Source organism: Agromyces seonyuensis, assembly GCF_009789225.1.
GTDB lineage: Bacteria > Actinomycetota > Actinomycetes > Actinomycetales > Microbacteriaceae > Agromyces > Agromyces seonyuensis.
Window position 1 is genome coordinate 1 of record NZ_WSTA01000041.1, and the last position, 17,723, is coordinate 17,723.

The 17,723-nt window shown below is 71.5% G+C and carries 14 protein-coding genes and 1 pseudogene; 9 read left to right on the plus strand and 6 right to left on the minus strand.

Annotated features, from left to right (window positions below; translation table 11 throughout):
• Positions 1–606 (plus strand): annotated as a pseudogene (locus GB864_RS18180) (hypothetical protein); the annotation flags it as partial.
• Between the two features lie 24 nt (positions 607–630).
• Here the strand turns inward: GB864_RS18180 and GB864_RS10140 are convergent.
• Complete coding sequence (locus GB864_RS10140) at positions 631–1,821, minus strand: THUMP-like domain-containing protein (protein WP_160424655.1); 1,191 nt, start codon at positions 1,819–1,821, stop codon at positions 631–633.
• Positions 1,822–2,000: 179 nt separating this feature from the next.
• On the opposite strand from GB864_RS10140, the gene groES reads away from it, so the two are divergent.
• The 3 genes from groES (at position 2,001) to GB864_RS10155 (ending at position 4,847) form a co-directional block, all read left to right on the plus strand.
• Positions 2,001–2,297 carry a co-chaperone GroES gene (gene groES / locus GB864_RS10145; RefSeq protein ID WP_022889766.1) on the plus strand — a complete coding sequence of 99 codons (297 nt, stop codon included), beginning with the start codon at positions 2,001–2,003 and terminating at the stop codon, positions 2,295–2,297.
• Positions 2,298–2,443: 146 nt separating this feature from the next.
• The gene (rarD, locus tag GB864_RS10150) at positions 2,444–3,391 is read left to right on the plus strand and encodes an EamA family transporter RarD (RefSeq protein ID WP_160424657.1); all 948 of its coding nucleotides are present in this window, start codon (positions 2,444–2,446) and stop codon (positions 3,389–3,391) included.
• Positions 3,392–3,566: 175 nt separating this feature from the next.
• The gene (locus GB864_RS10155) at positions 3,567–4,847 is read left to right on the plus strand and encodes an ABC transporter substrate-binding protein (RefSeq protein WP_160424659.1); all 1,281 of its coding nucleotides are present in this window, start codon (positions 3,567–3,569) and stop codon (positions 4,845–4,847) included.
• Between the two features lie 704 nt (positions 4,848–5,551).
• Here GB864_RS10155 and GB864_RS10160 read toward each other — a convergent pair.
• Genes GB864_RS10160 through GB864_RS10175 form a run of 4 tightly spaced genes read right to left on the minus strand, consistent with a single transcriptional unit; the run spans position 5,552 to position 9,587 of the window.
• Positions 5,552–6,319 carry an ATP-binding cassette domain-containing protein gene (locus tag GB864_RS10160; RefSeq protein ID WP_160424661.1) on the minus strand — a complete coding sequence of 256 codons (768 nt, stop codon included), beginning with the start codon at positions 6,317–6,319 and terminating at the stop codon, positions 5,552–5,554.
• Positions 6,316–7,335, minus strand: coding sequence for an ABC transporter ATP-binding protein (locus GB864_RS10165; RefSeq protein WP_202107138.1), 1,020 nt, complete (start codon positions 7,333–7,335; stop codon positions 6,316–6,318). The genes GB864_RS10160 and GB864_RS10165 overlap by 4 nt, the downstream gene beginning before the upstream one ends.
• A complete protein-coding gene (locus GB864_RS10170; protein ID WP_160424663.1) occupies positions 7,325–8,302 on the minus strand; it encodes a branched-chain amino acid ABC transporter permease in 978 nt (325 codons plus the stop codon). Before GB864_RS10170 ends, GB864_RS10165 begins: the two co-directional genes overlap by 11 nt.
• Positions 8,303–8,312: 10 nt before the next feature.
• On the minus strand, positions 8,313–9,587 hold the full coding sequence (locus GB864_RS10175; protein ID WP_202107139.1) for an ABC transporter permease subunit: 1,275 nt from the start codon (positions 9,585–9,587) through the stop codon (positions 8,313–8,315).
• Positions 9,588–9,904: 317 nt separating this feature from the next.
• On the opposite strand from GB864_RS10175, the gene guaB reads away from it, so the two are divergent.
• Positions 9,905–11,407 carry an IMP dehydrogenase gene (guaB, locus tag GB864_RS10180; RefSeq protein ID WP_160424665.1) on the plus strand — a complete coding sequence of 501 codons (1,503 nt, stop codon included), beginning with the start codon at positions 9,905–9,907 and terminating at the stop codon, positions 11,405–11,407.
• Between the two features lie 266 nt (positions 11,408–11,673).
• Positions 11,674–13,374, plus strand: coding sequence for an ATP-binding cassette domain-containing protein (locus GB864_RS10185; RefSeq protein WP_160424667.1), 1,701 nt, complete (start codon positions 11,674–11,676; stop codon positions 13,372–13,374).
• A 102-nt stretch (positions 13,375–13,476) separates the two neighbouring features.
• On the opposite strand, the gene GB864_RS10190 is transcribed toward GB864_RS10185, so the two are convergent.
• A complete protein-coding gene (locus tag GB864_RS10190; protein ID WP_202107140.1) occupies positions 13,477–13,980 on the minus strand; it encodes a DoxX family protein in 504 nt (167 codons plus the stop codon).
• Between the two features lie 98 nt (positions 13,981–14,078).
• Between GB864_RS10190 and GB864_RS10195 the strand changes: the two genes are divergently transcribed.
• The 3 genes from GB864_RS10195 (at position 14,079) to GB864_RS10205 (ending at position 17,702) form a co-directional block, all read left to right on the plus strand.
• Positions 14,079–14,645, plus strand: coding sequence for a TetR/AcrR family transcriptional regulator (locus GB864_RS10195; protein ID WP_160424669.1), 567 nt, complete (start codon positions 14,079–14,081; stop codon positions 14,643–14,645).
• Between the two features lie 9 nt (positions 14,646–14,654).
• Positions 14,655–15,776: a GuaB3 family IMP dehydrogenase-related protein gene (locus GB864_RS10200; protein ID WP_160424671.1), complete on the plus strand. Its 1,122-nt coding sequence runs from the start codon at positions 14,655–14,657 to the stop codon at positions 15,774–15,776.
• A gap of 192 nt (positions 15,777–15,968) precedes the next feature.
• Complete coding sequence (locus GB864_RS10205; protein ID WP_160424673.1) at positions 15,969–17,702, plus strand: glycerol-3-phosphate dehydrogenase/oxidase; 1,734 nt, start codon at positions 15,969–15,971, stop codon at positions 17,700–17,702.
• The last annotated feature ends 21 nt before the right edge of the window (positions 17,703–17,723 follow it).

Below are 17,723 nucleotides of genomic sequence, written 5' to 3' on the forward strand. Positions count from 1 at the left end.
CGGGAGGCGCTGCAGCGGGCCGCGCCGCCGCCCGTTGCGCGGCCCGCTGCCGCGCCTCCCGCGGCCGCGCCGCCCATCGCCCAGCCGCCATTCATCGCCCAGCCCACCGCGCAACGACCTCCCTCGAGCGACGCCGCGCTGTCGCGCCCCGGTGCCGAGCCCTTCCGGCCGGTCGTCCCGGAGGCGCTCGACGGCTACCGCCCCGGCGGACCGACCCTCCAGGCCGACCCGGCGGTCCTCGAGTTCGACGCCGGCTCGACCGACACCGCGAGGCTCCAGCAGCTCGCGACCGGCCAGCTCCTCATCGTCGGGCGGCCCGCCCCCGAGACGGTGGCCGATGGCGCGCTCGACGAGTCGGAGCAGCGACGCGTCTACTCGGCGGTCGGCGTCGTGCTCGGCGTCGTCGGGGTGCTCGCGTCCCTGTTCGTCGGCTGGATGGTCCCGATCTCGGTCGCGGCGATCGTCTTCGGCGTGCTCGGACTGCGCCGCGAGGAGGGGCGTCGCACCGCGTCGCTCTTCGGCGTCTACGCGGGAGTCGTCGGCGTCGTCTTCAGTGCGATCTGGCTGGGCTACTACCTGATCACGTTCGGCGTCCTCCCGGCCTGAGGCCGGGGGCGCTCGCGCGCGGGCTCAGTCGAGGCGCTCGACGAGCAGTGCGACGTGCTTCCCGGATTCCCGCGTGAGCACGAGGGTCGCCCGCTCGTCGCCCTTCAGTCGGAGCCGGGTGCGCAGCGCGGCGGGATCGACGTCGGCGCCGCGCTTCTTGATCTCGAGGGTGCCGATCCCGCGTTCGGCGAGGGCCATGCGGAGCCGTCGCTCCTCTGCGGGCAGCCGCTCGAGCACGCGGAAGCCGCGCGAGAACGGGGATTCGATGGGGCGGTCGGCGGTGAGGTAGGCGATGCCGTCGGAGAGCATCCTGGCGTCGTGGCCGGCCGCGAGCTCGCCGATCAGACGCGCCCGGATGACGGCGCCGTCCGGTTCGGCGAGGTACTCGCCGAGCGGTCCGATCTCGGCGTCGGCGCTGTCGGCCGGTGCGGTGAGCTCGTGTGCCTCGTCGCCTCGGATGACGAGGGCGGCGCGCCCGATGGCCGGCCGGCGCACCGCGCCGAACCAGACGCCGAGTTCGACGACGTCGCCGTCGACGGAGATCCACTGCGCCTCGGCCTCGGCGGGGATGAGCGTGCGGTCGGTGCCGGGGCCGAGCTTCACGCCCGTGGCGCGCTCCGCGCCGACGCCGAACGCGAAGTCGAGCGATGGGGTGTAGTCGGCCGGATCCGCGAGGCGGCGCGTGCGGCCGCCCGACGCGACCCGGCGGGCGGGGTCGAGCCAGACGCCGTCGATGCCGCCGAGGTGGACGTCCTCGGCGAGGGAGTGCACCACGCGGGTCTTCTCGAACGGCGCCAGGTTGAAGGTGGCGATCGCCGCGGTGACCTCGTCGGCGTCGGCCGCGGTGACCTCGAGGCCGATGGCGGAGAGGGCGAGGGCGTCGCCGCCGATGCCGCACCCGAGGTCGGCGACGTGGCGGATGCCGGCGCGAGCGAACCGACCCGCGTGGAGCGCGGCGACGCGGAGGCGGGTGGCCTGCTCGAGGCCGGGCTCGGTGAAGAGCATCCGATCGGCGAACTCGCCGAACTTCGCGCGCGCCTTCGTGCGCAGCTTCGACTGGTTGAGCACCGCGGCGACGAGCGCGGGGGAGTGGCCGGCCTTGCGCAGATCGGAGACCGTGCGCACGACGTCGTCGTCCGAGTGCCACTCCGGCAGCGAGTCGAGCAGGGAGAGTCCCTGGGGGGAGAGCAATTCGACGAGCTCGGCGCGATCCACCGCCCCACGCTAGCAGCGCGCGCCGCGCGCTTCCGCCGCCGTCCGCCCGTCCCGGTCCGGTCGCAGTGCGTCACACCGCTGGCACTCGCGTTGCACGAGTGCCAGAAGGGTCCTAGACTTTCGGTTAGCACTCTCGTTCTGAGGCTGCTAACCGTACTTCACCGAGAAAGAGGTCAACCGTGTCGGTTTCCATCAAGCCGCTCGAGGATCGCATCGTCATCAAGCAGGTCGAGGCCGAGCAGACCACCGCGTCGGGCCTCGTCATCCCCGACACCGCCAAGGAGAAGCCCCAGGAGGGCGAGGTCGTGGCGGTCGGCCCGGGTCGCATCGACGACAACGGCAACCGCGTCCCGCTCGACGTCGCGGTCGGCGACAAGGTCATCTACTCGAAGTACGGCGGCACCGAGGTCAAGTTCGGCGGCGAGGACTTCCTCGTCCTCTCTGCCCGCGACGTGCTCGCGGTCGTCGTCCGCTGACCTGCCGCTCACGGCTTCCGAAGGCCGGCTCCCTGCTCGGGGCGCCGGCCTTCGTCGTCTCCGGATGACCCGAGCGGCGCTTTCTCGACGGTGCACGACCCTTTCGCACCGGCGTCGGCGTCCGCGGGCGGGACTAGCCTGCTCTGGTGGCACCTGAAACCGGCTCCGTCCCCGCGAACTCCGAACGGGCCGGGTACGCGTACGCGGTCGGCGCCTACGGCCTCTGGGGGCTCCTCCCGCTCTACTTCCTGGCGCTCGCGCCGACCGGGCCGTTCGAGATCGTCGCGGCCCGCATCCTCTTCTCGCTCGTCTTCTGCGTCATCCTGCTGAGCGTCACGCGCACCTGGCGCCGGATGGGCCGACTGCTGCGCGACCGGCGGACGGTGCTGACGATGGGGCTCGCCGGCGTCCTCATCTTCGTGAATTGGCAGACGTACGTCTTCGCGGCGCTCTCCGGGCACGTGCTCGAGGCCGCGCTCGGCTACTTCATCAATCCGGTCGTGACGGTGTTCCTCGGCGTGATCGTGCTCCGGGAACGGCTCAACAAGGTCCAGTGGACGGCGGTGGGCGTCAGCATCCTGGCCATCGTCGTGCTCACCGTCGCCTACGGCCAGCTTCCCTGGATCGCCCTCGTGCTCGCGTTCTCGTTCGGCTTCTACGGGCTCATCAAGAAGCGCGTCGGCCCAAAGGTCGATGCGGTGTCCGGGCTGACCCTCGAGACGGCCTGGCTCGTGCCCGTCGCAATCGCCGAGCTCATCGCCGTCGGCGTGACCGTCGGGCTCACGACGGGCACCGTGAGCCCGGTGCACACCGCCCTCATGGCGGGCACGGGCGTCATCACGGCGGTGCCGCTGCTGCTCTTCGCCGCAGGCAGCCGTCGGCTCCCCTTGACCGCGATGGGTTTCGTGCAGTTCTTCGCCCCGGTGCTGCAGTTCCTCGTCGGCGTGCTGGTGCTCGGCGAGCCGATGCCGCCCGAGCGCTGGGTCGGCTTCGGCCTCATCTGGGTCGCCCTCGTCATCCTGACGACGGATATGGTGCTGCGCGCACGTCGGTCCGGCCGAGTCGCGGATTCGTTGCACGCCGAGCCCGCCTGACGTCCGATTCGCTGCGTTCGGTGACGCTCAGGTAACGATTCGGCCGTGTTACACGCTTGTGATCGGCACGACTTGTTTCGGTCGATTTCGGACCATACTCTCGGACGCACTGGTTGAGGACGTGTCCCCACGTCCGCATACCCGAACCAAGAATCCTTCAGTCCCAAGGAGAATCATGAGCGTTCTGGCCAAGCCCACGGCCCGGCGTCGCGGAGCGGTTGCAGGAGTGGCGCTCGCCGCTTCGAGCCTGCTGCTCCTCACCGCCTGCGCGACCAGCGACAGCCCCGCCGAGTCCGACGCCCCCGCGGCCGTCGAAGACCTCAGCCTCAAGATCGGCACCGCGCTGCCCCAGACCGGCAACCTCGCCTTCCTCGGCCCGCCCGAAGAGGCCGGCGTCAAGTACGCGCTGTCGGAGATCAACGCGGCCACGGCCGACACCGGTCTCGACCTCGAGGTCGTCTTCGGCGACTCGGGCGACACCGACAACAAGGCCTACGAGTCCGAGATCCCGCGCCTCCTCGGCGAAGACGTCTCCGCCATCATCGGCGCCGCGTCCTCGGGCACCTCGCTCCAGTTCATCGACCAGGTCGTCGGCGCTGGCGTCATCCAGTTCTCGCCGGCCAACACGTCCGACGCGTTCACGACCTACGACGACAACGGCCTGTACTTCCGCACGGCCCCGTCCGACACGCTCCAGGGCGAGGTCCTCGGCAACCTGATCGCCGAAGACGGCAACCAGACGCTCGGCATGATCGTCCTCAACGACTCGTACGGCACCGGCCTGGCGAAGTACGTGACCGAGGCGTTCGAGGCCGCCGGCGGCGAGGTCGTCGCCGCTCCGACCTACAACACCGGCGACACGTCGTTCGACGCCCAGATCAGCGAGGTCCTCGCGGCCGACCCCGACGCGATCGCCCTGATCACGTTCGACGAGGTCTCGACGATCCTCCCGAGCCTCTTCGGCCAGTTCCCCGCCGACAAGCTCTACTTCGTCGACGGCAACCTGAAGAACTTCGCGGACGCCGGCTTCCCCGCCGGTTCGCTGACCGGTTCGAAGGGCACCCTCCCGGGCCTGACGATCGACTCGATCTCCGACTTCACCGGCGCGCTGGACGAGTTCCTCGCCGCTGAGGGCGAAGAGCCCCTCGAGGACTACAGCTACGCGGCCGAGTCCTACGACGCCACCATCCTCCTCGCCCTCGCGTCCCTCGCCGCCGGCTCGACCGACGGCACCGAGATCGCCGCGAAGCTGCAGGAAGTCTCCGGCGGCTCCGGCGACGGCGAGAAGTGCTCGACCTACGCCGAGTGCGCCGCGATCATCGTGGACGGCGGCACCGCCGACTACGACGGCATCTCGGGCCCCATCACGTTCGACGAGGTCGGCGACCCGACCGAGGCGTCGATCGGCATCTACGAGTACGGCGACGACAACACCTACGCCGCCTACGAGGGCTGATCACGCAGCGCGTGAACTGACGCACTGACGTCCAGGAGCGGCCCCCGGTTCTTCGGAACCGGGGGCCGCTTCGTCGTGCCCGGGGTCGGGCTCCGAGGCGGCGGGCGACGCCGCCGGCGACGAGTGAGGGACTCCGGGTCCGAGTCCCCGTCACGGCGCTCCGTGCAGCCGGACCGCGCCGTGCGTCGTCCGCCGAGGCGGGGCGAAGCGCGCTACGAACGGATGACCGAGCGGGCTGCTTCGCTCTGCACGGCGTCGGGGGAGCAGCGCGCCCGTGGAACCCGGATGGACACGCCCTCCTCTGAGCGGACCTTCCGCGCGGCGGGGCGCTGCGGGCCGGGTGCGCCACTGCCGCGGGGTGCTTGCGGGCACCGCAGGGCTGCTGCGCGGCTGCGGGGGACGGCTGTGCCGACTGTGGGGGCGGCTGCGCGGCTGCTGGGGGTGGCTGCGGGCCGCGGGCGGATTGCGGGCTGCGAGCCGCTACTGCGTGGCCTCAGCGTGGCCCTGCGCGGCGCTGATCCGGCTTCGGGCGGCACCGAGGCGCGCCGGGGCCCCGCATAACCGCGACCCCAGACATCCCGGCGCCCGAGGCATCCGGAACGACGGCGCACGCCCGCCTGCCGGCCGAACCCGGACATACGGAAACGGCCCCCCGCAGCCGGAGCTGCGAGGGGCCGTTCGTGCGGGCGGGACCGCAGCCGGGATCAGTCCTGGCCGAGGGTGCCCAGGTAGAGCTCGGTGACCTTCGGATCCTGGAGGAGCTCGCGTCCGCTGCCGGTGTAGGCGTCGCGGCCCTGGTCGAGCACGTACCCGCGGTCGCAGATCTGCAGGCATCGCCGGGCGTTCTGCTCGACCATGATGCAGGTCACGCCCGCCTTGTTGATCTCCGAGACGCGGATGAACGCCTCGTCCTGGCGCACCGGCGAGAGGCCGGCGCTCGGCTCGTCGAGCAGGAGCACCTTCGGGTCCATCATGAGCGCACGGCCCATGGCGACCATCTGGCGCTCGCCGCCGGAGAGGGACCCCGCGCGCTGCTTGAGCCGCTTGCCGAGCTCCGCGAAGATGCCCGTGACGAACTCGAGGCGCTCGTCGTAGGCCTTCGGGCGCTGGTAGAGGCCCATCTGCAGGTTCTCCTCGATGGTGAGCGAGGGGAACACGTTGTTCGTCTGGGGGATGAACCCGACGCCGCGGGCGACGAGCTTGTTCGCCTTGAGGCCGGTGATGGTGTCGCCCTCGAGCGTGATCGACCCCGAGCGCACGTGGACCTGGCCGAAGATCGCCTTGAGGAGCGTCGACTTGCCGGCGCCGTTCGGGCCGATGATGCCGATGAGCTCGCCCTTGGCCGCGGTGAGGTTCGCGCCGTTCAGGATGTTGACGCCGGGCAGGTACCCCGCGTGCAGGTCGCTGACGACGACGACGGGCTCCGCCGCCGGCGAACCGGCGGGGACGGGGGCGGGTGCGGTGCTGCTCACTTGGTTTCCTCCTCGTCCGCGGCCTGCTCGGCCTGGATCTCCTCGAGCAGATCCTCGAGCGCCTCGGCGGAGGCGCTCGACTCCGCGCCCTCGGGCGCGGGGACGCGACCGGTGACGACGCCGAGGTCGAGCTCCTGGTGCGCGCCGAGGTACGCGTCGATGACGGCCGGGTCCTGCATGACCGAGTACGGGTCGCCTTCGGCGACCACGCGGCCCTCGGCCATGACGACGACCCAGTCGGCGATGTGCCGGACCATGTGCATGTCGTGCTCGACGAACAGCACGGTCATGCCCTCTTCCTTCAGGTCGAGGATGTGCTCGAGCAGCGACTGCGTGAGGGCCGGGTTCACCCCGGCCATCGGCTCGTCGAGCATGACGAGCTTCGGGTCGCTCATGAGCGCGCGCGCCATCTCGAGGAGCTTGCGCTGACCGCCGGAGAGGCTCGCCGCGAAGTCGCCCGCCTTGGCGTCGAGCTTGAACTTCGTGAGCAGCTCCATGGCGCGGGTCTCGAGCTCGGTGTCCTGCTTGCGCCACATCGCGGGGATGAGGCTCTGCCAGAAGCGCTCGCCGCGCTGGCCCGTCGCACCGAGCTTCATGTTCTCGAGCACGGTGAGCAGGCCGAGGGCCTTGGTGAGCTGGAAGGTGCGCACCTGGCCCATACGGGCGACCTTGAAGGCCGGCACGCCCGACAGCGACTTGCCGTCGAAGGTCCAGGAACCCTCGTTGGGCCGGTCGAAGCCGGTCAGCAGGTTGAACAGCGTCGTCTTGCCGGCGCCGTTCGGGCCGATGAGCGCCGTGATGGCGCCGCGGGGGATCTCGAGGTGGTCGACGTCGACGGCCGTGAGGCCGCCGAACGTGCGGCGCACGCCATCGGCCACGATGATCGGGTCGACCTTGGCGACGCCGGGTGCGGCGTCGCCGACGTGCAGGCCGGTCGTCTTGGCGCGGGGCGTCGACGCGGTCGGCGGGGCGGCGTTCGTCTCCGGCGTGTCCGGAGCGGGGATCTCACTTGACAAAGGTCAGCTCCTTCTTGTTGCCGAGGATTCCCTGCGGTCGGAAGATCACCAGCAGCATGAGCGCGACGCCGATGAGGATGTAGCGCAGGGTGCCGGCCTGGATGCCCGTGATGGGCAGGATGCCCGACTGGGCGAGCGCGGGGAGCACGTTGCCGAGGAACGTGAAGACGATCCAGTAGAGCAGCGAACCGAGCAGCGGCCCGAAGACCGTCGCCGCGCCGCCGAGGAGGAGGCCGGTCCAGACGAAGAACGTGAGCGAGGTCACGTAGATGCCCGGGTTGACGGCCGAGGGCAGCGCGTAGACGACACCGCCCGCGGCGATGAGCACGCCGCCGAGGACGAGCGCCTGCATCTTGTAGGAGAAGACGTTCTTGCCGAGCGCGCGCACGGCGTCCTCGTCTTCGCGGATGCCCTTGAGCACGCGGCCCCACGGGGAGTGGATGATGCGCCACACGAAGAAGGTCGCGACCGCGAGCGTGATGAGGCCGATGATGCGCACCCACCAGTCGTTCTCGTTGTAGGTCCACGGTCCGAAGCCGTACGTGCCGTCCGGAATCGGGTTCGACTCCCGGAAGCTGCCGTGATACCCGCTCAAGCCGTCGGCGGAGCCGGTGACCTCGTCGAACGTGGTCGTGAGGAACAGCAGTCGGAGCACCTCGGCGGCCGCGATCGTGACGATCGCGAGGTAGTCGCCGCGCAGGCGCAGTGTCGGGATGCCGAGGATGAGCGCGAAGATCGCGGCGGCGCCGAGACCGATGAGCGCGCCGGCCCACCAGGGGAGGCCGAACGTGAGGATCGAGATCGCGTAGCCGTAGGCGCCGAGGGCCATGAAGCCGGCGACGCCCATGTTGAGCAGGCCGGCGAAGCCGAAGTGCACGGCGAGGCCGAGGGCGGCGAGCGCGTAGGCGATCGTCGTCGGCGCCAGGATCGCGGCGCCGGTGTTGGACAGAATCTGCAGCCAATCCATGATGGGGCCCCTATCCGATTCGCTCGCGTCGGCCCAGGATGCCCTGGGGCCGGAACAGCAGGATGACGATGAGCACGACGAGGGCGCCCGCGTACTTCAGGTCGGCCGGGATCCACAGCGAGGACACCTCGACGAGGATGCCCACGATGAGGGCTCCGACGAGGGCGCCGTAGGCCGTGCCGAGACCGCCGAGGGTGACGGCGGCGAAGATCAGCAGCAGCACCTGCGCGCCCATGTCCCACTTGAGACCCGGGCGGTAGTAGGCGTAGAGGATGCCCGCGAGGCCCGCGAGGGCGGCGGAGACGATCCAGACGATCCGGACGACGTGGTCGACGTCGATGCCCGAAGCCGACGCGAGCGACGGGTTGTCGCTGATCGCGCGGGTCGCCTTGCCGATGCGCGAGTACGTCAACCAGAGCGCGAACGCGACGATGACGATGATGCAGATCGCGATCGTGGCGAGGTCGATCCAGCTCACGCTGACGAGGCCGCCGAAGATCGGGAACTTCTCCGCGGTCGCGTAGGGGAGCTGGGTCGTGCCGCCGCCGATGAAGAACTGGTACGTGTAGCGCAGCGCGAGCGAGAGGCCGATGGAGACGATCATCAGCTGGACGACGCCGACGCCCTTCTTGCGCAGGGGCCGCCACAGGATCAGGTCGAGCACGTATCCGAACACGCCGCTCAGCACGATCGCGATCGGGATGGCGAGCCAGAGGGGCAGCAGGAGCGTCGCGCCGGTGCCCACGAGCGCCGAGGTGATCACGGCGCCGAAGGTCACCATCTCGCCGTGGGCGAAGTTGGAGATGCCCGTCGTGCCGAACACGAGCGAGAGGCCGACGGCCGCGAGGCCGAGCATGAGGCCGAAGCTGATGCCCTGGAAGATGCGCTGGAAGAGCTGCGCGCCGAAGCTCGTGACGTTGCGCTCGCCCTCGCCGATGAAGAAGTTGACGGTCACCCGACCGCCGGCGCCGACTTCGGCCTCCTTCTCGTTGGGGGAGTCGTCCTCGGGGTCGATGACCGCGATGCCCTCGGGGAGGGTCTCCTCGTCGAGCGTGACGGTGTACGTCTCGTTCTTCTCGGGCACGGAGACGCGCCACTGGCCGGCCTCGTCGGTTTCGACCTCCTGCTCACCGCCGGGGCCGTCGATGACGAGGCGGACGCCCTCGAGGGGTTCGCCGTCGAGTTGGACGTTGCCGCTGATGCGGTACGGGTCGCCGTCTGCCGCGGTGGCTGCGGTCGGCAGCGCCAGGGCGAGAAGGAATGCGGCGACGATCGCGCCGATCAATACGGATGCTCGGCCGGCCTTTTTCGGGCGCGGCGGAGCAATGGCGGGGGTTGGGGACCTCACGAAACCTCCAGGTCGGGACAACGCGGACGACGTGTGTCTCGTCGCCCGTGACTGAGAGTGTATGAAGCGTACTGTGTCATGGGCATTTCGTACCCCGGGGTCGGAGGCCGACCGGAATGCAATCGTGACCGGCCATCCGGGCCGCTCACAGGCCGCTCGCAGCCCATGGGGAATGCACTCGGAGCCCGCCCGCTTAACATTGAGAGGCGATTCACGCGCTTCCGCGCGGCGGGACGACTCCACGAGAGGATGACATGGACCAGGCAGACCCCTTCGGACTTGTAGGACTGACGTACGACGACGTGCTGCTGCTTCCCGGTCATACCGACGTCATCCCGAGCGAGGCCGACACCTCCACGCGGCTTACGAAGCGCATCCGCATCGCGGTACCGCTGCTCTCCGCGGCGATGGACACGGTCACCGAGACCCGCATGGCGATCGCCATGGCGCGCCAGGGCGGCATCGGGATCCTGCACCGCAACCTCTCGATCGAGGACCAGGCCGACCAGGTCGACCGCGTGAAGCGCTCCGAATCGGGCATGGTCTCCAACCCGGTCACGACGACGCCGGACGCGAGCGTCGCAGAGGTCGACGCGCTCTGCGCGACCTACCGCGTCTCGGGCCTGCCCGTCATCGACGACGCGGGCATCCTCGTCGGCATCATCACGAACCGCGACATGCGCTTCGTGTCGAACTTCGAGAAGTCGACCACCAAGGTCTCCGAGGTCATGACCAAGATGCCGCTCATCACGGGCCGCGTCGGCATGGACCCGGACGAGGCCGTCGCGATCTTCGCCCAGCACAAGATCGAGAAGCTGCCCCTCGTCGACGAGGCCGGTCGCCTGACGGGCCTCATCACCGTCAAGGACTTCGACAAGGCCGAGGAGTACCCGCTCGCCACCAAGGACGAGCAGGGCCGTCTCCGCGTCGGCGCCGCGATGGGCTTCTTCGGCGACGCGTGGAACCGAGCGGGCGCGCTCCTCGACGCGGGCGTCGACGTCCTCGTCGTCGACACGGCCAACGGCGAGAGCGCGGGCGTGCTCGACATCGTGCGCCGGCTGAAGTCCGACCCGGCCTTCGCCGGCGTCGACGTGATCGGCGGCAACGTCGCGACCCGCGAGGGCGCCCAGGCGCTCGTCGAGGCGGGCGTGGACGCCGTCAAGGTCGGCGTCGGCCCGGGCTCGATCTGCACCACGCGCGTCGTCGCCGGCGTCGGCGTGCCCCAGATCACGGCGGTCTACGAGGCCGCGAAGGCGGCCCGTGCGGCGGGCGTCCCGGTCATCGCGGACGGCGGCCTCCAGTACTCGGGCGACATCGCCAAGGCGCTCGTCGCTGGCGCCGACTCGGTCATGCTCGGTTCGCTGCTCGCCGGCACCGCGGAGAGCCCCGGCGACCTCGTCTTCCAGAACGGCAAGCAGTTCAAGGCGTACCGCGGCATGGGCTCGCTCGGCGCCCTCCAGACGCGCGGCAAGAAGACGTCCTACTCGAAGGACCGCTACTTCCAGGCCGACGTCCCCAACGACGACAAGCTCATCCCCGAGGGCATCGAGGGCCAGGTGGCCTACCGCGGCCCGGTCGGCGCGGTGGCGTACCAGCTCGTCGGCGGCCTGCGCCAGTCGATGTTCTACGTCGGTGCCCGCACGGTCGACGAGCTGAAGTCGAAGGGGCGGTTCGTCCGCATCACGCCCGCCGGCCTCAAGGAATCGCACCCGCACGACGTGCAGTTCGTCGTCGAGGCGCCCAACTACACGCGCTGACGGCTGAGGGTCAGCGCGGCGCGGCGGAGCCGCGACGCGCTTCCCTCAGCAAGGCGGCAGCAGGAGCGCCGGGACGCGCCGGCGTTCCGGCGCGTCTCCGGCAGACTGCCCACGAGACGGCCCCATCCGAAGGACGACCGGCGAAGCCGGTCCGACCACCGGGCGGGGCCGTTCTCCGTGTCCGCCCCCGGTCCGCTATCCTGTTCGGCTGCCCTTCGGGCGGCGCGACCGCGCGGCGTGCGCGGACGCCGACGACGGGAACCGCCATGGGCTACATCGACGTGGGCGGCGTGAGCTTCACGCTGCCGGACGGCCGCATCCTCCTCGACGAGGTGTCCTTCCGCGTGCCGGACGGGCGCACCACCGCGCTCATCGGCGCCAACGGCGCGGGCAAGACGACGTTGCTGCGCATCGTCCGGGGCGAGGTGCGGCCGGACGCGGGGAGCATCCAGATCGACGGCGGTCTCGCCGTCATGGACCAGTACGTCGGCACGGGGATGACCGCCGAGGGCACGTCGCCGACCGTCGCGGGCCTGCTCGTCTCGGTCGCGCCGGCGCGCGTGCGGGCCGCGGCCATCGAGCTCGACGCGGCCGAGAACGCCCTCATCGAACGGGATGCCACCGAGGAGCAGCTCCGCTACGCGAACGCGCTCGCCGAATACGCGGAAGCGGGCGGCTACGACCAGGAGGTCGTCTGGGACCGGTGCACGAGCGCGGCGCTCGGGATGCCGTGGGAGCGGGCGAAGTGGCGGGACCTCTCGACCCTCTCCGGCGGGGAGCAGAAGCGGCTCGCGCTCGAGGCGCTGCTGCGCGGCCCGGAGCAGGTGCTCCTGCTCGACGAGCCCGACAACTCGCTCGACGTCCCGGGCAAGCGCTGGCTCGAGGAGCGCCTGCGCGAGACGTCCAAGACGGTGCTGCTCGTCTCCCACGACCGGGAACTGCTCGCGAACGCGGCGGACCGGATCGCGACGCTCGAGGCGTCGCCCGCGGGCAGCACCGCGTGGGTGCACGGCGGCGGGTTCGCGACGTACCACGCGGCCCGCGACGCCCGCTTCGAACGGCTCGACGAGCTGCGCCGACGCTGGGACGAGCGGCGCGCCCAACTCGTCAAGCTCGTGCAGGCGCTCAAGATCAAGGCCGCGAACAACGACGGCATGGCTTCGCGCTATCAGGCCGCGCTGACGCGGCTCGCGAAGTTCGACGAGGTCGGGCCGCCTGAGGAGCGGCCGCCGGCCCAGCAGGTGTCGATGCGGCTGCGGGGCGCCCGCACCGGCAAACGGTCGGTGATCGGGGAGCGGCTGGAGCTCACGGGGCTCATGCGGCCGTTCGACCTGGAGGTCTGGTACGGCGATCGCGTCGCGGTGCTCGGCTCGAACGGGTCGGGCAAGTCCCACTTCCTCCGGCTGCTCGCCGCGGGCGGCACCGATCCGGATCCGCTGCAGGGGCACCGCACGGAGGCGGGCTCCCGCATCGCGCCCGTGCCGCACGCCGGCCGGGCGGTGCTCGGGGCGCGCGTGGTGCCGGGGTGGTTCGCGCAGGGCCAGGGGCAACCGGACCTCCGGGGCCGTTCGCTCCTCGACATCCTGCATCGCGGCGACGCGGAGCGGCCCGGCCTGCCGCGGGAGGCGGCGAGTCGCGCGCTCGACCGCTACGGCCTCGCGCACGCGGCGGAGCAGACGTTCGAGACGCTCTCGGGCGGGCAGCGGGCCCGGGTGCAGATCCTGCTGCTCGAGCTGTCGGGCGCGACGCTCCTGCTGCTCGACGAGCCGACCGACAACCTCGACCTCGTCTCGGCGGAGGCGCTGGAGGAGGCGCTCGCGGCGTTCGACGGCACGGTGCTCGCGGTGACGCACGACCGCTGGTTCGCCCGCGGGTTCGACCGCTTCCTCGTCTTCCGCTCCGACGGGGAGGTCGTGGAGACCGACGGCCCGGTGTGGGACGAGGCACGCGTGGTGCGCGCCCGCTGAGGCGGCGCGGTGCGGGCGCCCCGCGCGGGCCCGCGCCGCACGGGCTTCAGCCGACGGCGACTGCGATGGGGGCGCCCTGCATGGGCGCGCGCCGCGCGCGCTTCAGCCGAGGGCGACCGCGATGAGGGCGCCGAGGTAGACGGCCTGTTCGAGGGTGCGCAGTCCGAGCGGCGTCGGCGGCTTGCCGTCCATGCCGGCGCCGCTGCGCGCGGCGTGCACGTTGGCGGGGAACACCGCGACGAGCAGGAGTGCGAGGCAGATCGCGGCGGCCCGGTGCGTCGCGGGCACGAGCAGTCCGATCGCGCCGAGGGCCTCGAGGATGCCCGTGACGACCACGATCGCCGTCGGGAACGGGAACACGGGCGGCACCATGGCGACGAGTTCGCCGCGGCGACGCCCGAACCTGGCGGACGCGGTGAGCAGGAACATCAGGGCGAGCCCGACGGTCAGGGCGGCCTGCCAGCCCTGCGCGACGGTCAGGCCCGCGAGACCGGCCAGGGCGGTGATCGCCGTGCCGGCGACGAGGGCGATCGGGACCGGCCCGATGAGGCTGCGGACGCCGGCGCGTGCGGGTGTCGGCGTGGAGGCGGGTGCGGACGAGGTCATGGGGTCTCCGATCGGATCTTGTCATTGGCTAGATACCGACAGGATGCGCCGATGCCGCGATCTTGTCAATGGCTAGATTCCGCCCGTACAGTGGAGGCATGGCCTATCACCACGGCAACCTGCGCGCCGAGCTGCTCGACGCCGCGGCGGAGACGATCGCCGCCGGCGGCGTCGAGGGGCTGAGCCTGCGCGACCTCGCGCGCCGGGTCGGCGTCTCCCACGCCGCCCCCGCCCACTGGTTCGGCGACCGCGCCGGGCTGCTCACCGCCGTCGCGGCCGACGGCTTCGCGCGCCTCGCCGACGACCTCGAGGCCGCGGCCGCCCCGGGCGGGGGCCTGCTCGAGGCCGGCATCGCCTACGTGCGCTTCGCGACCGCCGACCGCGGGCGCTTCGACGTCATGTTCCGGCCCGGGCTGCTGCGCGGCGACGACCCCGACCTGCGCGCGGCGCAGGAGCGTGCGGCGGCGGAACTCCGCTCGGCCGCGGCGGGCGTCCCGGGCGACGCGGGCACGGCCGGCCTTGCGGCGTGGTCGCTCGTGCACGGCCTCGCGACGCTCTGGAACTCCGGCGCGGTGCAGGACGACGCCCCCGTCGAGGAGGTCGCGCGGCGCGTGGCATCCGTGCTCGCCCCACCCGGCCCGGCACCCGCCGGGGGAGACCGGTAGGCTGGGACGGTGAGCCAGGAAGTCGAAATCGGCCGGTCCAAGCGCGGTCGCCGCGTCTACGCGTTCGATGACGTCGCGATCGTGCCCTCGCGGCGCACGCGCGACCCCGAAGTGGTGTCGACCGAGTGGTCGATCGACGCCTTCACCTTCGACACCCCGTTCATCGCCGCGCCGATGGACTCGGTCGTCTCGCCCGCCACCGCGATCGCGATCGGCAAGCTCGGCGGCCTCGGCGTGCTCGACCTCGAGGGCCTCTGGACGCGCTACGCCGAGCCCGAGAAGATCTTCGCCGAGATCCGCAGCCTCCCCGCCGAGGCCGCGACGGCGCGCATGCAGCAGCTCTACAGCGAGCCGATCAAGCCCGAGCTCGTCACCGAGCGCCTCGCGGAGATCCGCGCGGCGGGCGTCACGGTCGCGGGTGCGCTCTCCCCGCAGCGCACCGCCGAGCTCTACTCGACCGTGGTCGCCGCCGGCGTCGACCTCTTCGTCATCCGCGGCACCACGGTGTCGGCCGAGCACGTCTCGAAGAGCGTCGAGCCCCTGAATCTCAAGAAATTCATCTACGAGCTCGACGTTCCCGTCATCGTCGGCGGCGCCTCGACCTACACGGCGGCGCTGCACCTCATGCGCACCGGCGCGGCGGGCGTGCTCGTCGGGTTCGGCGGCGGCGCCGCGTCGACCACGCGGTCGACGCTCGGCATCCACGCCCCGATGGCGACCGCGGTCGCCGACGTCGCCGGCGCCCGCCGCGACTACCTCGACGAGTCGGGCGGCCGCTACGTGCACGTCATCGCCGACGGCGGCCTCGGCACCTCCGGCGACATCGTCAAGGCGATCGCGTGCGGCGCCGACGCCGTCATGCTCGGCACGACCCTCGCCCGCGCGAGCGAGGCGCCCGGCGGCGGGTACCACTGGGGTGCCGAGGCGCACCACGCGAAGCTGCCCCGCGGCCGCCGCGTCGAGGTCGGCACCGTCGGCCCGCTCGAGCAGGTCCTCTACGGTCCCGCGGCCGACGCCGACGGCAAGGCCAACCTCGTCGGTGCGCTGCGCAAGGCGATGGCCACGACCGGCTACTCCGACATCAAGGAGTTCCAGCGCGTCGAGGTCGTCGTCGCGCCCTACGGCGGCTGAACTCCCGTCGCACGCATCGCGGCCGCGCCGAGCACGACTCGACGCGGCCGTCGCGTTCTCCCGTGCGGGCCGCGGCGCTCATCCTGAGGGTCGGCACCGAGCGGGCGCGACCCCTCCCATCCGGCCACGGAGATGGCTAGCCTGGGAGGACGGTCCGGATCGCTCGTGACCCGGACCGCATTGGGGGATGCGATGGCGACGAAGCTGAAGTCCGTGAGCCGCTCGACGAAGCTCGGGCCCGAAGAACGCTCGGAGGCGATCGAGCGGCTGAAGTCCAAGGAACTCGACGTGCTCGTGATCGGCGGAGGGATCGTCGGCACCGGCTCGGCGCTCGACGCGGTGACGCGCGGCCTCTCGACCGGTCTGCTCGAAGCGCGCGACTGGGCATCGGGCACCTCGAGCCGCTCGTCGAAGCTCGTCCACGGCGGCATCCGCTACCTCGAGCAGCTCGACTTCCGGCTGGTGCGCGAGGCGCTCATCGAACGCGGGCTGCTGCTGCAGCGCATCGCGCCGCACCTGGTGAAACCCGTGCGCTTCCTCTACCCGCTCAAGAACCGCGTCTGGGAACGCGGCTACATCGGCGCGGGCATGCTGCTCTACGACATCTTCAGCTACACGGGCGGGCGCCCGCCGGGGGTGCCGCATCACCGGCACCTCACCAAGACCCAGGTCATGCGGGCGATCCCGTCGCTCTCGAACGACGCCCTCGTCGGCGGGCTGACGTATTACGACGCGCAGGTCGACGATGCCCGCTACGTCGCCTCGCTCGCGCGCACGGCATCCTCCTACGGCGCGCACGTCGCGTCGCGGGTGAAGGTCGAGGGCTTCATCAAGGTCGGCGAGCGCGTCGTCGGCGTGCAGGCGCACGATCTGCAGACCGACGAGCACTTCGAGGTGCGGGCCAAGCAGGTCGTCAACGCCACCGGCGTGTGGACGGACGACACGCAGCGCATGGTCGGCGAACGCGGCACGTTCAAGGTGCGGGCGTCCAAGGGCATCCACCTCGTGGTGCCGCGCGATCGCATCCAGTCGAACATGGGCATGATCTTCCGCACCGAGAAGAGCGTGCTGTTCATCATCCCGTGGGGCCGGCACTGGCTCATCGGCACGACCGACACCGACTGGCATCTCGACAAGGCCCATCCTGCGGCGACTGCGGCCGACATCGACTACCTGCTCGAGCACGTCAACGCGCTGATGAGCATCCCGCTCACCCGTGAAGACGTCGAGGGCGTGTACGCGGGGCTCCGGCCGCTGCTGGCGGGCGAGAGCGACCAGACGTCGAAGCTCTCGCGCGAGCACATCGTCGCGCACACCGTGCCGGGGCTGGTCGTCGTCGCGGGCGGCAAGTGGACGACCTACCGCATCATGGCCAAGGACGCCATCGACGCCGCCGCGGCCGCGCTCGACGGGCGCGTCCCCGCATCGACCACGCAGGACATCGCGCTGCTGGGCGCCGAGGGCTACCAGGCCGCGTGGAACAAGCGCAGCAAGATCGCGCGGGCGTTCGGGGTGCACAAGGTGCGCATCGAGCACCTGCTCAACCGGTACGGCACGCTCACCGACGAACTGCTCGACCTCATCCGCGAGGACCCGTCGCTCGGCGAGCCGCTGCCCGGCGCCGACGACTACCTCGGCGCCGAGGTCGTCTACGCCGCTACCCACGAGGGGGCCCTGCACCTCGACGACGTGCTCGCCCGGCGCACCCGCATCTCGATCGAGGCGTGGGATCGCGGCGTCTCGGCGGCGCCCGTCGCGGCGAAGCTCATGGCCGGCCCGCTCGGCTGGGACGCCGCCCGCGAGCAGCTCGAGGTGGAGCGCTACCTGCAGCGCGTGGAGGCCGAGATCGCCTCGCAGCAGCAGCCCGACGACGAATCGGCCGACCGGGTGCGACTGGAGGCGCCCGACATCGTCGCCGTCGACTGAGCCCGACGGGACCCGAGCGCG

What these genes read in the sequence shown, in the direction of transcription:
- GB864_RS10155 (WP_160424659.1), top strand. Translation starts at nt 3,567, where the DNA reads ATGAGCGTTCTGGCCAAGCCCACGGCCCGGCGTCGCGGAGCGGTTGCA.
- GB864_RS10170 (WP_160424663.1), bottom strand. Translation starts at nt 8,302, where the DNA reads ATGGATTGGCTGCAGATTCTGTCCAACACCGGCGCCGCGATCCTGGCG.
- guaB (WP_160424665.1), top strand. Translation starts at nt 9,905, where the DNA reads ATGGACCAGGCAGACCCCTTCGGACTTGTAGGACTGACGTACGACGAC.
- GB864_RS10185 (WP_160424667.1), top strand. Translation starts at nt 11,674, where the DNA reads ATGGGCTACATCGACGTGGGCGGCGTGAGCTTCACGCTGCCGGACGGC.
- GB864_RS10190 (WP_202107140.1), bottom strand. Translation starts at nt 13,980, where the DNA reads ATGACCTCGTCCGCACCCGCCTCCACGCCGACACCCGCACGCGCCGGC.
- GB864_RS10195 (WP_160424669.1), top strand. Translation starts at nt 14,079, where the DNA reads ATGGCCTATCACCACGGCAACCTGCGCGCCGAGCTGCTCGACGCCGCG.
- GB864_RS10205 (WP_160424673.1), top strand. Translation starts at nt 15,969, where the DNA reads ATGGCGACGAAGCTGAAGTCCGTGAGCCGCTCGACGAAGCTCGGGCCC.